Annotated in this window: 11 protein-coding genes and 1 riboswitch; of the genes, 9 read left to right on the top strand and 2 right to left on the bottom strand. The window is 71.3% G+C overall.

Going from position 1 to position 13,829, the window contains the following annotated elements:
- Nucleotides 1-75: 75 nt before the first annotated feature.
- Both ACFWWR_RS24935 and ACFWWR_RS24940 read right to left on the bottom strand, forming a co-directional pair.
- Nucleotides 76-861, bottom strand: a complete 786-nt coding sequence (locus ACFWWR_RS24935; protein ID WP_383858740.1) for a hypothetical protein — start codon at nucleotides 859-861, stop codon at nucleotides 76-78.
- 217 nt (nucleotides 862-1,078) lie between these two features.
- Nucleotides 1,079-1,774 carry a hypothetical protein gene (locus tag ACFWWR_RS24940; protein ID WP_383858738.1) on the bottom strand — a complete coding sequence of 232 codons (696 nt, stop codon included), beginning with the start codon at nucleotides 1,772-1,774 and terminating at the stop codon, nucleotides 1,079-1,081.
- A gap of 218 nt (nucleotides 1,775-1,992) precedes the next feature.
- Between ACFWWR_RS24940 and ACFWWR_RS24945 the strand changes: the two genes are divergently transcribed.
- The 9 genes from ACFWWR_RS24945 to ACFWWR_RS24985 all read left to right on the top strand — a co-directional run bounded on the left by ACFWWR_RS24945 (nucleotide 1,993) and on the right by ACFWWR_RS24985 (nucleotide 13,683).
- Nucleotides 1,993-4,437 carry an N-6 DNA methylase gene (locus tag ACFWWR_RS24945; protein ID WP_383858735.1) on the top strand — a complete coding sequence of 815 codons (2,445 nt, stop codon included), beginning with the start codon at nucleotides 1,993-1,995 and terminating at the stop codon, nucleotides 4,435-4,437.
- Nucleotides 4,438-4,598: 161 nt separating this feature from the next.
- Entirely contained in the window at nucleotides 4,599-5,225 is a 627-nt protein-coding gene (locus ACFWWR_RS24950) for a hypothetical protein (RefSeq protein ID WP_383858733.1), read from the top strand.
- A 38-nt stretch (nucleotides 5,226-5,263) separates the two neighbouring features.
- On the top strand, nucleotides 5,264-6,757 hold the full coding sequence (locus tag ACFWWR_RS24955; protein WP_383859121.1) for a protein kinase: 1,494 nt from the start codon (nucleotides 5,264-5,266) through the stop codon (nucleotides 6,755-6,757).
- A 229-nt stretch (nucleotides 6,758-6,986) separates the two neighbouring features.
- Nucleotides 6,987-7,814: a glycoside hydrolase domain-containing protein gene (locus ACFWWR_RS24960; RefSeq protein ID WP_383858730.1), complete on the top strand. Its 828-nt coding sequence runs from the start codon at nucleotides 6,987-6,989 to the stop codon at nucleotides 7,812-7,814.
- Between the two features lie 144 nt (nucleotides 7,815-7,958).
- Entirely contained in the window at nucleotides 7,959-8,603 is a 645-nt protein-coding gene (locus ACFWWR_RS24965; RefSeq protein ID WP_384305385.1) for a SurA N-terminal domain-containing protein, read from the top strand.
- 116 nt (nucleotides 8,604-8,719) lie between these two features.
- Nucleotides 8,720-9,697, top strand: a complete 978-nt coding sequence (locus tag ACFWWR_RS24970; RefSeq protein ID WP_383858725.1) for a nucleoside triphosphate pyrophosphohydrolase — start codon at nucleotides 8,720-8,722, stop codon at nucleotides 9,695-9,697.
- A 464-nt stretch (nucleotides 9,698-10,161) separates the two neighbouring features.
- Nucleotides 10,162-11,433 (top strand): cytochrome P450, encoded by a 1,272-nt coding sequence (locus ACFWWR_RS24975; RefSeq protein WP_383858722.1) that lies wholly within the window; start codon nucleotides 10,162-10,164, stop codon nucleotides 11,431-11,433.
- 168 nt (nucleotides 11,434-11,601) lie between these two features.
- Nucleotides 11,602-12,615, top strand: a complete 1,014-nt coding sequence (locus ACFWWR_RS24980; protein WP_384305388.1) for a transglycosylase family protein — start codon at nucleotides 11,602-11,604, stop codon at nucleotides 12,613-12,615.
- Nucleotides 12,616-12,797: 182 nt separating this feature from the next.
- Nucleotides 12,798-12,975: riboswitch (cyclic di-AMP (ydaO/yuaA leader) on the top strand.
- Between the two features lie 3 nt (nucleotides 12,976-12,978).
- The gene (locus ACFWWR_RS24985; RefSeq protein ID WP_383858717.1) at nucleotides 12,979-13,683 is read left to right on the top strand and encodes a transglycosylase family protein; all 705 of its coding nucleotides are present in this window, start codon (nucleotides 12,979-12,981) and stop codon (nucleotides 13,681-13,683) included.
- Nucleotides 13,684-13,829 lie beyond the last annotated feature (146 nt).

The following is a 13,829-nucleotide window of genomic DNA, read 5'->3' on the forward strand; positions in this document are numbered from 1 at the left end:
CCCCGCCACCCCACACCCGGAGGCGGGGCAGGTGGCCGGCGCATTGGTGCGGTGCGGCGAAAACGCCCGGCCGGATCAGCCGCTCAGAGCGTCCAGGTCCAGGATGTCGCCGGCGGGCCGCTGCGCCGAGACAGGCTCGTCGTAGGCGCCGAAGGTGAGGGTGCCCGGATCCTCGGCCGAGGCGCTGTCGACCCTCAGCACGTACGGCTCGCCCTCCGTGGCGACGTACAGCGTGTAACGGTCCTTGCCGTCCTTCTCCCGCAGGACGATCGCGGGCGTGCCGTCGACGGTGGTGGTCTTGCCGCGGGTCGCGTCCGAGCGGCCGGCCTCGGCGTCGCCGAGCACCGTGTCCAGATCGCAGAAGCTCGCGATGTCCTGGGCGTCCTGGCCCTTCGCGGACATCTTGGTCCACTTCCCGGCCAGCAGCTCCACGGCCGCGTCGGTGTCCGCCTTGGACTCGCCCTCGCTCTGGGCGCGCAGGAACGCCTCGTCGTACTTCATGTAGACGGTGTCGCCGGTCTTGATCAACTCGGCCTGGCCCTGACCGCCGGCGCTCATCGTGCCGGCGCACTCGCCCTTCTTGTTCAGGGCCATGTCGATCCGCAGCGTGCCGCCGCCCTCCTCGTCGGGGATGTCGCCCTTCATGCGCAGCGACGAGGCACCCGTGGTCGCCTCCATCGCCCGTTCGGCGATCTCACCGCCGCTCAGTCCGGCGAAGGGGTCCTTCGGCGTGTTCGAGGCGCTCGACCTGGCCGGTGTGTCCGGCCCGCTGTCGGCCTTGTCCTGGTCGGGGAGGCAGCCGGTGAGTCCGGTGGTGGCCGCGGCGGCGAGGCAGAGGGTGGCAAGTGTGGTGCGACGCATGGGAATTCCTAGGTGAGGATGTGGTGCGGTGGGCTGAGGCGGGGCGAGGCGTCGACCGGTTGCGCGTGGAGTTGTTGCGCGTCGAGCGGTCGTGCGTCGGTCGTATGCGCGTCGGGCGGATACGCGTCGGGCGGATACGCCGCGCCCCGTGCGGCAACGGGTGCCGTACGCGCCGCGGCCGTGGGACGTGCCGTGGCTGCGAGGCGGGGGACCGGAGTCAGGCGGTCTTCTTCCAGTCCTTGCAGCCGGCCGTCTTGAAGTAGACGTCCGAGGAACTGATCGTCACGACGGCCGTGCCGTTGACGTTGTTGTTGGCGACGATCGAGTCCATCGAGTGCTCGGCGTCCTTGTCGCGCTCCCAGTAGCAGGAGTCGTCGGCGTTGCCGGTGGACTTGTAGGTGCCGGGCGCGATGTCGGCGCCGACTCTGAACATGCCGCCGTCGCCGGCCATCTCGGAGGCGGGGGAGTCCTTCGCCTTCAGGTCGACGGCCTCCCAGTCGTTGCAGTCGCTCGACTTGAAGAGCTTGTCGGTGGCCTTGACGGTCACGTAACTGGTGCCGGTGACGTTGTCGTTGGCCAGCAGCGAGTCCATCTCGCCCGAGGCGTCCTTGGCCCGCTCCCAGTAGCACAGGCCGTCGCTGTTGCCGGTCGTGCGGTAGGTGCCGGGCTTGAGGTCCGTACCGACCTCGAGGTCGCCGTCCCCCGAGAACGCGACCTTCTTCTCCGCGACCTTCGTCGTCCCCGCGTCCTTGTTCTTCTCCCCGCCGGGCTTGCTCCGCGCGGAGGCCGAAGAGCCCTTGCCGCTCTTGCCGGAGCCGCTGTCGCTTCCGCTGCCCCCGGCGTTCGCCGAGACGGCGCCGATCACGACGACTCCGACGACGGCGCCCAGCGCGACTTTGCCCTTCATGCCCATGGCTGTGTCCCCTCCCCCACGCGGCGACTGCCGCCGTTCGGCTGTCGCTCGTTCGCTGGGTCAATAAGAACAGGGCCTGTGAACCGAGTCAACACGGTTCACGAGATGTCTCGCGTACACGGCCGTGAATGCGTAGATCTCGAGTACGTCGGTATGCTCGACGCCACACATGGGACCGCGAGAACGAAGACGACGCGGGACGACGAGGGGAGCCGGCGGTGCAGGACAACGCGACAGAGGTGACCGCCGCCGGAATCGCACGGCTCGCCGGCGTCGGCCGGGCCGCCGTCAGCAACTGGCGGCGCCGGCACGCCGACTTCCCCAAGCCGGTCGGCGGCACCGAGACCAGCCCGTCCTTCGCGCTCGCCGAGGTCGAGGCCTGGCTGCGCCACCAGGGGAAACTCGCCGAAGTCCCGCTGCGAGAACGCGTCTGGCAACAGCTCGCCGGCCATCCCGAGGGCCCGGTCACGGCACTCACCCACGCCGGATGTGTCCTGCTCCTGATCCACGACCGCCCCACGGACTGGCTGGAGGTGAGCGCCGGCTCCGACGAACGGCTGGCCGCGATGCTGCCGGGCGCGCTGGAGCCGGTGCTCGTGCCGCGCTTCGGGGCGTTTCGGGGTGGGCGGGGTCGTGGCGGCGGAAGTGGCGGCAGCGGAGGTGATGGTGGCGGCGGTGCCGGCGGCCGGGGTGTTCACACGCCGCCGGGTGTGAACTCGCCGCAAGCCGTGACCGGCCCGGGTGCTGTGAACACCCCGGCGACCGTTCACGCCGCACCCGCTACAGCAGGCCGGCACGCTGCGACACCGGTTCACGGCTCTGGGGCTGTGAACCCACCGGGTGCTGTGAACGCCGGTGGGGGTGTCCACTCGGCCGGGGCTGTGAACACGGGCGGGGCTGTGAACACGGGCGGCGGCTTCAGCCTCGCCGGAGGCGTGAACCCCGGCGGAGGCGTGAACCCCACTGGAAGCGTGAATCAAGCCGGAGTGGTGAGCCCCGGCGGAGGCGCGACCCCCGACGGAGCCGTACACGCCACCCCCGCCCTTCACGCCCCCAGCGGCCCGGCCCTCCTCCCCTCCGCCCCCCTCCTCCGCGGCGCCGCCGAACTCGCCGCCGAGCTGGGCGCCCGCCAGGCGTTCGAGTTCCTGCTCGGCCGGCACCTCGACGCCAATCCGCGCCAGTACACGCTCACCCCCGGCGAACTCGCCGGTCTCATGGCCGACCTGGCCGGTACCGCGCGTACCGTCCTCGATCCGGCCTGCGGAACCGGCGCCCTGCTGCGCGCCGTCACCCCGCGCCCCGACCAGGAGCTGTACGCCCAGGACAGCGCCCCCGACCTCGCCGCGCTGACCGCGCTCCGGCTCGCGCTGCACGCCCGGGCGACCGTGCGCGCAGCCGCCGGTGACACCCTGCGCGCCGATGGCCACCCGGGACTGCAGGCCGACGCCGTCCTGTGCCACCCGCCGTTCAACGAGCGCAACTGGGGCCACGACGAGCTCGCCTACGACCCGCGCTGGGAGTACGGCTTCCCGGCGCGCAACGAGTCCGAGCTGGCCTGGGTGCAGCACGCGCTCGCCCGCCTCAAGGACGGCGGCACCGCCGTCCTCCTCATGCCGCCCGCCGCGGCCTCCCGTCGCTCCGGCCGCCGGATCCGCGCCGACCTGCTGCGCCGCGGTGCGCTGCGCGCCGTCCTCGCGCTGCCGGTCGGTTCGGCACCGCCGTACAACCTCCCGCTCCACCTGTGGGTGCTGCGCCGGCCCGCGAAGGCGCCCGCGCAGCCCGAGGTGCTGCTCGCCGACGCGGGGCAGTTCGCCACCGAGGGGCGCGGCGGGCCGGACTGGCGGGCGGTGCGCGATGCCCTGCTCGACGCCTGGCGTGCCTTCGACAAGGCGGGCCGCCTCGACGAACGGCCCGGCCTGGCCCGGTCCTTGCCCGTCATCGAGCTCCTCGACGACGACGTGGACTTCGCCCCCGCCCGCCACCTGCCGCCCGCGGCGGCGGCCGACGGCGCCGAGGCGCTCACCGCCGTGCGCGAGCGCCTGGGCGAGACCCTGCGCCTGACCGCCGACCTCACCCCGCCCCCCGCGACCACCGCACAGCCCACGCGCTGGCCGCTCACCACCGTCGGCGAACTCGCGCGCGGGGGCGCGCTGGTGATGCGTACGGGCGGAAACGGCGGCCACGCACGCGTGCGCGTTCTCACCGACCACGACGTCCTCGCCGGAACCGCCCCCTCGGGGACGCTGCCCGAGAGCGACGAGGAGGCCGTCCTCATGGCGGCGGGCGACGTCGTGGTGCCGGTGCTCGGCGGCGGCTCGGTGACGCGCGTGATCGACGACGCCACGGCGGGCGCCGCCCTGGGCCGCAACCTCGTGCTCCTGCGCCCCGACCTCTCGGCACTCGACCCGTGGTTCCTGGCCGGCTTCCTGCGCGGCACCGCCAACAACCGCCAGGCCAGCAGCTACGCGTCCACCGCCACGCGCCTCGACGTGCGCCGCCTCCAGCTGCCCCGGCTGCCGCTCGACGAACAGCGGCGCTACGGCGCGCGCTTCCGCGCCCTCGACGACTTCGAGGGGGTGATCCGGCGTGCGGGCCGACTCGGGGAGCAGCTGGTGCGCGGGATGTACGACGGCCTCACCGACGGGACGGTCGCGCCCGGCTGAGACGGAGTGATCAGCATGACAACGGTTCGGTACAACCCAGGACCGCTTGTCCGTGTCGGCCTATACGCTCGAAGCGACAATCGTGCGACCGGCGTTGCCCGACGCCGGCCCGCCTTTGTGCGCCCGCCTTTGTGCGCCCGCCTCAGACATCAGGAGCTGTCATGCATGGCCACGGCTACACGCAGCCGGTGAAGAAGCCACCCCCGACGGGGTGGCTGGTCTTCGTGCGCGTGCTGTTCGTGGCGATCTCGATCTTCAGTATCGGCATCCTGGCCTGGACGATGCTGCTGCGCCTGGCGATCGTCACGCGCAAGGGGCTCGACTGGGGCCTGTTCGTGGCCGCGGGCGTGGCCGACGTCCTCGCGCTCGTGCTGCTCGGCACCGAGCCGGGCGAGGAGGTCCACACCGTGGGCGGCTGGACCGGGATAGGACTGCTCCTGGGCACGCTCGTGGCCGCGACCGCGTACTACCTCGCGGCGGACGTACGCCACTTCCACCAGCTCCGCTACGGCGCCTACGCACCGCAGGGCGCACCGGCACAGGCACAGACGTACGGCTACCCGCAGCACGCGGCACCGTCGCCGTACACCGCGGCGACCGTGCCGCAGACGCCAGGGCCTCTGCAGAGGCCGCAGACGCCGCCGCAGCCGCCCCTGCCGACGGCCCCGCCGCCCCAGCGCCCCGCGCCCGCCCGCATCGACCAGGTGCGCGCCGAGCTCGACGAGCTCAGCGACTATCTGCGCCGCCAGGACGGCCACCACGACGGCAACCACGAGGGCGGAAGGTGAGCGTGGCGACAGGACGTGTCGTCGGCGGCCGCTACGAACTGTCCACGCTCATCGGGCAGGGCGGCATGGGCCAGGTCTGGACGGCCTACGACCAGCGGCTCGACCGGCGCGTGGCGGTGAAGCTGCTGCGCCCCGACAAGGTGGCCGGCCAGGAGGCGGACGAGCTGCGCCGCCGCTTCGTGCGCGAGTGCCGGGTGACGGCGCAGGTCGACCACCCCGGGCTGGTCACGGTCCACGACGCGGGCAGTGAGGGCGAGGAGCTGTTCCTCGTCATGCAGTACGTCGACGGCGCCGACCTCTCCGACCACCTCGCCGAGCACGACCCGTACCCGTGGCAGTGGGCGGTCGCGGTCGCCGCGCAACTGTGCGCCGTGCTGAGCGCCGTGCACGCCGTGCCGATCGTCCACCGCGACCTGAAGCCGCGCAACGTGATGGTGAAGCAGGACGGCACGGTCACCGTCCTCGACCTCGGCGTCGCGTCGGTCATGGACACCGACACCACCCGCCTCACGCACACCGGTTCGCCCATCGGCTCGCCCGCCTACATGGCCCCCGAGCAGGCGATGGGCGGCGCGGTCGGCCCGTACACCGACCTGTACGCACTCGGCGTGCTCCTGCACGAACTGCTCAGCGGAGACGTCCCCTTCGCGGGCTCGACGGCGCTCGGTGTGCTGCACCGGCACCTGTACGAGCCGCCGCTGCCCGTGCGCCGCATCCGCCCCGAAGTCCCGGAGCCCCTCGAAGCGCTCGTCCTGCGCCTGCTCGCCAAGGACCCACAGCACCGCCCGGCCTCCGCGCAGGACGTGTACGAGGAGCTGGCGCTGCTCCTGCCCGCGCGCGGAATGCCCACAGGGGCGCCCCTGGACCCCACACGACCCTTCCTGCGCCCGCACGCTCCCTGGCCGGACCGCGCGCGCACGCCCGCGCCGCAGCCCGCTCCCGCCACACCCGTGGCGCCCGCCGCCGAGAAGCCGGACGTCGCCCGGGCCGTCGACGAGGTCAAGCGCCTCCTCGGCGAGGGCCGCATCACCCAGGCCGTCGACATCCTCGGCGCGATCCTGCCCGCCGCGGCCGAACAGCACGGCGAGCACTCCCCGGTCGTCCGCACCCTGCGCAAGCAGTACGCGGCCACCCTCATGGACGACGGCCAGTACCGGCGCGCACTGCCCGAACTGCGCCGCCTCGCCGAAGAACGCGCCGTCGAGGCGGGCCAGTCCGACCCGCAGTCGCTCCGCTTCCGCTACGAGGCCGCCCAGTGCCTGGAGCAGCTCGGCGAACCGGGGGCGGCGCTCGCGGAGTACCGGGCGCTGCTGCCGTACTACGAGAACCAGTACGTGGCAGGCGACCCCGAGCTCGCCCACGAGGTCCGCCGCCGCATGGGCCACCTCCTCCTCGCCCTCGGCGACCGCGCCGCCGCCCACGACACGCTGGTGCGGCTGCTGCACGACTCGGAGCGGCTGCGCGGGCCCGGGCACCCCTTCGCGGCGGAGATCCGCCGGACCCTGGAGTGGCTGGGGCAGGTGCGCGGCTAGGTGTGCCGCCAGATGGGCGGCGAGGTGTGCTGCCAGGAGGGCGGCGGGATTTTGCCACGCCCAGGGACATCCTTGTGAGCCTCTGGGGGCGATGTTTCCCGAACACGTAGGCGAACGGGATAGGTTGCGATCCGCTTCCCGCGCGCCGCGCGCCTTCTGTGCGCGCCCGTCAGTCGACAGCAACTTGTTCGGTACAACCAGTTCGGTACAACCAGGGGTGGGGTCACACATGTCCGGCCATCGGCAGTCCAAGAAGCGCAGATATCTCACGTGGGGCGTCGCGGGAGCCGCCGTCGTCGCCGGAGCCGGCATCGCCGCGCAGACCTCGATGGCCGCCACGACCTGGCCCGCGCAGCGCACCTACACAGGCCGGGCCTTCGACACCTGCGCCGCACCGTCCCTCGCCGCCATGAAGGCCTGGCACACCGGCTTCTACGGCGCCGCCGCGGTCTACATCGGCGGCAAGAACCGTGGCTGCTCGCAGCCCAACCTCACCGCCTCCTGGGTGAAGTCCGTCAGCACCGTCGGCTGGAAGCTCATCCCGCTCTACGTCGGCGCCCAGCCGCCGTGCCAGACGGGCTCCAGCCCCGAGAAGATCACCGCGAGCACCGCCGCCTCCCTCGGCGCGAGCGACGCCGCCGACGCCGTGGCCAAGGCCTCCGCGCTCGGCATGAAGGCGGGCAGCCCGGTGTTCCTCGACATGGAGCCGTACGACATCACGAACAAGGCGTGCAACGACGCCGTCCTCACCTACGTCCGGTCCTTCGACAAGGCGCTGCGCGCCAAGACGTACCGCACCGGCTACTACGGCTTCACCAGCTCCAGCGCGAAGGCGATCGCGAAGGCGACCGACAAGACCGATCTCCCCGGCAACATGTGGTACGCGCTGTGGGACAAGCAGAACACCACGACCGCGGACTGGCCTTTCGGCGCGACCCAGTGGACGAACCACAGCCGCGGTCACCAGTACATGGTCAACAGCAAGGAGAGCCGCGGCGGCTACACGATCACGGTGGACCGGGACGCCTGGGACGGGCCGGTGGCCATCACCGGCTGACGGTCGAAGTGGCCGCGGAGCGCGGCGGTGCCCGAAGTCCTGGTGAATCGTTGGTCGAATGGGTTGGCCAGAGCTTGCCCACTGCCTACCATCGATCACCGCAAGACCTTGTGCACCGCCGCACAAACTCCTCGGGAGGCTTCCTTGCACCGCCGCCGTCGCACCGCGCTCCTCCTCTCCGCCGCGATCGCCGCGGCCCCCCTCCTCACCGCCTGCGGAAACGATGCGCATCCCGGCGCGGCGGCCGTCGTCGGCGGCCAGCGGATCACCGTCTCCCAGCTGGAAACCCGGGTGAGCGAAGTGCGCGCGGCGCAGCGGGCGGCGGTGCCGGACGACGCACAGTACGAGCAGGCCATCGCCAAGACCGGCACGCTCACCCGCGACACCCTGCACAACATGGTCCTGGAGCGCGTGCTGCAGCGCGCCGCCGAGGACGCGGGCGTGACCGTCAGCCGCAAGGAGATCCAGCAGATGCGCAGCGGCCTGGAACAGCAGACCGGCGGCGCCGAGGCCCTGGAAGCGGCCTGGCTGCAGCAGTACGGCATCGCCCCCGAGCGCCTCGACGAGAACCTCCGCCTCCAGCTGGAGGCCCAGAAGCTCGCCACCCAGCTCGGCACCGACACCGGAGACCCCGCCTTCTGGAACACCCTCGCCAAGGCGTCCAAGAAGCTGGACGTCGACCTCAACCCGCGCTACGGCAGCTGGGACGTGAACAAGAGCAGCCGCGTCGACACGAAGACGCCGTGGCTGCGCGAGGTCACGGCGACGGGGACGCAGCAGACGGCATGACCGGGTGCGCAGCAGGCGCATGACTACACCGCAGGGTTGTTCATACGATCGCACTACGCCCCCCTGCCCTGTGGACAACTGATCGCCTCGTCGGCGGCGTGCGTTAGCTTCGAATGGTGAACGCAACCAGCCCCGAAGCCGCCACCGGCCGCATCGTCCTCCTCACCACCAGCCACCGCGTCGCGCCCGGCCTGCTGTCCTGGCCCGCCTGGCAGGCGCTGCACGCCGCCGACCGCGTGCTGTGCGCGGACGGCGCGCACCCGCAGCTGCCGTATCTGCGCGAGGCGGGAACAGCGGTCGACGAGGCGTCGCCCACCGCCGAGGAACTGGTCGGCGCGTGCGCCGGAGGGCGGACGGTGGTCGTGGTCGCCACCGGCGAGGGCGAGCCGGCCCTCACGGACGGCCTGGCACGCCTCGCGGGCTCCGGCCGCGTCCACATGCCCGAGCTGGAGCTGCTCCCCGCCTCCTACGACCTGCCGGGCGCCCGCCTCCTCGACCTCGTCCAGGTCATGGACCGCATCCGCGCCGAATGCCCCTGGTCGTCCCAGCAGACCCACAAGGGCCTGGCGAAGTACGGCATCGAGGAGGCGTACGAACTCGTCGAGGCCATCGAGGAGGGCGACCGCGACGAACTGCGCGAGGAACTGGGCGACGTCCTGCTCCAGGTCGTCTTCCACGCCCGTATCGCCGAGGAGGACCCTGACGCCCCCTTCTCCGTCGACGACGTCGCCGGCGGCATCGTCGCCAAGCTCATCCACCGCCACCCGCACGTCTTCGGCGACGAGACGGCCACGACCCCCGAGGAGGTCAAGGAGCACTGGCTGCGCACGAAGGCGATAGAGAAGCAGCGCGAGTCGGTCACGGACGGCGTTCCCCTCGGCCAGCCGGGCCTCGCCCTGGCGGCGAAGCTGGCGTCGAGAGTACGGACGGCGGGCCTGCAAGTGCCGTTGCCCAAGGCCGAGGGCATCGGGTACGACCTGCTCGCCCTGGCGGTACGAGCGGAGGCGGAGGGCGTGGATCCGGAGGCGGCACTGCGCGTCGCCGCACGGGCGTACCGGGATGCGGTTCGCGCTGCTGAAGGGCTCGGCGACTAGTCCCGAGGTCTCCTCGGGACTCTGACCGGCCCGTTGAGCTGCTGCCGCGAAAGCAGGGCAGGCTGCCGAGAATGCCGAAGCAGGGCAAGTCGCGGATGCCGAAAGCACAGCAGGTCTGCACAAGCGAAGGCCGGGCAGGTCCGCGGAAGCCGAGGAACGGCCGCGCAAGGTTGCCACCTGGACCCCACCAACCTCCCCGAAGGGCTCTCTCCGCCCCGGCTCTTCCGAGGCTCCCGGCCTCTTCCGAGGCTCCCGGCCTCTTCCGAGGCCCCCGGCCTTCGAGGACTCCGCCGCACCCCGGTCCTCCCCGCCGCCTCACCGGCCCCCCGAAGGGCTCTCTCCGCCCCGCCCGCCCCCTCCGCCTCCTCACCAGCCTCCCCGCAGCGATCCCTCCGCCCCAGCTCGGCCCCATCCCGGCTCCCACCCGGCGTTCCCCCAGCCGAGTCTCCGGATACCGTCAGGGAGTGACCGACCAGCCCACCCCCACGGACCCCGCCCCGGAACTCTTCACCTGGGAGTTCGCGACGGATCCCTACCCTGCCTACGCCTGGCTCCGCGAGAACGCCCCCGTGCACAGAACCAAACTCCCCAGCGGCGTGGAGGCCTGGCTGGTCACCCGGTACGTCGACGCCAAGCAGGCCCTCGCCGACCCGCGTCTGTCCAAGAACCCGGCGCATCACGACGAGCCCGCCCACGCCAAGGGCAAGACCGGCATCCCCGGTGAGCGCAAGGCCGAGCTGATGACCCATCTGCTCAACATCGACCCGCCGGACCACACGAGGCTCCGCCGGCTCGTCTCCAAGGCGTTCACGCCGAGACGCGTCGCCGAGTTCGCGGACCGGGTTCAGGAACTCACCGACCACCTCATCGACCAGTTCGCCGAGAAGGGCAGCGCCGACCTCATCCACGAGTTCGCCTTCCCCCTGCCCATCTACGCGATCTGCGACCTGCTCGGCGTCCCTCGCGAGGACCAGGACGACTTCCGGGACTGGGCGGGGATGATGATCCGTCACGGCGGAGGGCCCCGGGGCGGTGTGGCGCGGTCGGTGAAGAAGATGCGGGGCTATCTCGCTGAGCTCATCCACCGCAAGCGGGAAGCGCTACCGGAGACCGCCGCCCCCGGCGAGGACCTCATCTCCGGCCTCATCCGCGCCTCCGACCACGGCGAGCACCTCTCGGAGAACGAGGCGGCGGCCATGGCCTTCATCCTCTTGTTCGCAGGGTTCGAGACCACCGTCAACTTGATCGGCAACGGCACGTACGCCCTCCTCACCCACCCCGAGCAGCGAGACCGGCTCCAGAAGTCCCTCGCCGCCGGTGAACGGGGCCTCCTGGAGACCGGGGTGGAGGAACTGCTCCGCTACGACGGCCCCGTCGAGCTCGCCACCTGGCGGTTCGCGACCCAGCCGCTCCGCATCGGTGGGCAGGACATCGTGGCCGGCGATCCCGTTCTCGTCGTACTCGCCGCCGCGGACCGGGATCCGGAGCGGTTCGTCGATCCGGACACTCTCGACCTGTCCCGCCGTGACAATCAGCACCTCGGATACGGCCACGGCATCCACTACTGCCTGGGCGCACCCCTCGCCCGTCTGGAGGGGCAGACCGCGCTCGCCACGCTCCTGACGCGCCTTCCGGATCTGCAACTCGCGGTGGAATCGGCAGATTTGCGATGGCGGGGTGGTCTCATCATGCGCGGACTGAGGACGTTGCCCGTCGAGTTCACGCCGCGTGTCTGACTCCTCTCACCTGCGTAAAGGTGACGCGCCCTCACCTCTGTGATCTTCACGTGATCTACGCGGCATTAACTTGTGACAAGTGTTCGACTGCCTATACGTTCACGGATCAGCGCGGCGCCGAGCCTCACCCGCCGCGCTGGTCATCGTTGTCTCGCGAAAGGTTTCCGCATGCTCTCCGGGAACGGCCGTCATCGTCGCCCCCGCCAGGCTCCGGCCATCCTCGTGGCGGCCGGAGTGACGGGCTCCGCCATCGCGATCCCGCTCCTCGGCGCCACCGGCGCGAGCGCGGCGACCGGGACCACGTGGGACCAGGTGGCCAACTGCGAGACGGGTGGCTCCTGGAGCGAGAACAGCGGGGACGGGTACTACGGCGGGCTCCACATCGCCCAGAAGGACTGGGAGCAGTACGGCGGTCTCGACTTCGCCTCGCGCGCCGACCAGGCCAGCCGCAACCAGCAGATATCGGTCGCCGAGAAAATCCTCGCGGACAAGGGTGTCGGCTACTGGTCCACCTGCGGACTGCTCAACGGGCTCAGCAAGGACTCCGCGGCGGCCGACGTCGACACGGGTGTGGTGGACGGCGCGACGTCGGGCAGCGGCGAATCGTCCGACTCGCCCGGCTTGTCGGACTCCTCCGAGTCCTCGGCGGACTCGTCGGCAGACGCGTCCTCGGACGCGTCCGTGTCGCCCACCCCGTCCGGCTCCGGCGACCAGTCGGACGGGTCGGACAAGGCAGGCAACTCGGGCAAGTCCGACTCCTCCTCTGATTCCGTCCCGGGCTCCGATGACTCGCAGGACTCACAGGGTTCCGACAGCTCCGCCACGGACACCACGAAGCAGGATGACTCGGACAAGTCCTGGCAAGAGGGCGGCTCTTCGGCCCTCGTCGACACCGGCTCCCTCAGTGCCGGCCGGCACCGCGGTGGCAGTGCCGACGAGACCGCCGCCGACAGTGGTACCGGCGACGCCGCCGACGGCACCTCCACGGGCCGTCACGCCGTCCGCGCCGACTCGTACACCGTCCGCGTCGGAGACACTCTCGCGTCCATCGCGGACTCCCTTGACCTCCAGGGCGGGTGGCGCGAGCTCTACGCCGAGAACAAGCAGGCGATCGGCGTCGACCCGAGCGTCATCGTGCCCGGTCAGACCCTCTCCGTCGGTGTCGAATCGGGCGAAAACTAGCGGGAGTTCGCGTCACACTTCACACTGAATGTCCGTTTTAGTGAAAGTGTGGGATGACTCTCAGAAGCCCTGATCGTCTTTGAAATTCCGCGGATCGCGTGTCTACGGTCAGGACCGCTCGCCAACACGAGCCCCGGCTGCCGCAACGCCGAATCCTGCCAGCGGCCGTACGGGAACAGTCGTCGCGTCAAGCGCCGTAGGCAGGAGCGGGGGACCCAAGGTAAGCGCCGGAACCAGCAGTTGAGCTGGGTCCGGCTTGGGGTGAAGCCGTGCCGCGCACGAAACAGTGCGAGGCACGGCCGGGCAACTCAACCGGCCCGAACCCGACAGCTCACCTCGCAGGCGTCGGTGAGGGGATCCACCATGCTGTTTTCCGGCAAGGGCAAGCACCGCCGTCCGTCCAAGGCCACCCGGGCCATCGCCATCGCCGGTGTCACCGGCGCCGCCGTCGCCGCCCCGCTGATGGCGGCCGGCAACGCCTCCGCCGCCACCGCCTCCGAGTGGGACGCCGTCGCCCAGTGCGAGTCCGGCGGCAACTGGTCCATCAACACCGGCAACGGCTACTACGGCGGCCTGCAGTTCTCCGCCTCCACCTGGGCCGCGTACGGCGGCACGCAGTACGCCTCGCAGGCCAACCAGGCCTCCAAGTCGCAGCAGATAGCCGTCGCCGAGAAGGTCCTCGCCTCCCAGGGCAAGGGTGCCTGGCCGAGCTGCGGCGTGAACCTGTCGAGCTCCGCGTACAACGGCAGCACCGACACCTCGTCGAACAGCTCCAGCGGCTCCAGCAGCTCCAGCAGCGGTTCCTCGGAGACCACGACCCGTTCCTCGGAGCAGCAGGCGTCCCGTTCCGCGGACCGTCCGGCCGCGAAGAAGACCGTCACCACCCCGACCGGCAAGAAGGTCAAGAAGGGTGACGGCGAGTACAAGGTCGTCAAGGGCGACACCCTCAGCTCGATCGCCGAGGAGAACGACGTCAAGGGCGGCTGGGCGAAGCTGTTCGAGCTGAACAAGGACATCGTCGAGGACGCCAACCTCATCTACCCGGGCCAGCAGCTGCACCTGAAGTGACACGCGGCTCGTAGCTCAGCCACAGCGTCCTTATACCCGCGGGCTCCACAGTGGAGTCCGCGTGAGGGCCACCCCCGTCCCCACGGGCTCCCCGCTCCGGTGCGTCTTCCCCCGTACGCACCGGGGCGGGGCTTTTTCATGGGGTT

The sequence above is a fragment of the Streptomyces sp. NPDC058678 genome, assembly GCF_042714835.1.
In the GTDB taxonomy this organism is placed as follows: Bacteria; Actinomycetota; Actinomycetes; order Streptomycetales; family Streptomycetaceae; genus Streptomyces.

Excerpts from the sequence above, each read along its gene's own strand:
- ACFWWR_RS24935 (WP_383858740.1), bottom strand. The coding sequence starts at position 861 with ATGCGTCGCACCACACTTGCCACCCTCTGCCTCGCCGCCGCGGCCACC.
- ACFWWR_RS24940 (WP_383858738.1), bottom strand. The coding sequence starts at position 1,774 with ATGGGCATGAAGGGCAAAGTCGCGCTGGGCGCCGTCGTCGGAGTCGTC.
- ACFWWR_RS24950 (WP_383858733.1), top strand. The coding sequence starts at position 4,599 with ATGCATGGCCACGGCTACACGCAGCCGGTGAAGAAGCCACCCCCGACG.
- ACFWWR_RS24960 (WP_383858730.1), top strand. The coding sequence starts at position 6,987 with ATGTCCGGCCATCGGCAGTCCAAGAAGCGCAGATATCTCACGTGGGGC.
- ACFWWR_RS24980 (WP_384305388.1), top strand. The coding sequence starts at position 11,602 with ATGCTCTCCGGGAACGGCCGTCATCGTCGCCCCCGCCAGGCTCCGGCC.
- ACFWWR_RS24985 (WP_383858717.1), top strand. The coding sequence starts at position 12,979 with ATGCTGTTTTCCGGCAAGGGCAAGCACCGCCGTCCGTCCAAGGCCACC.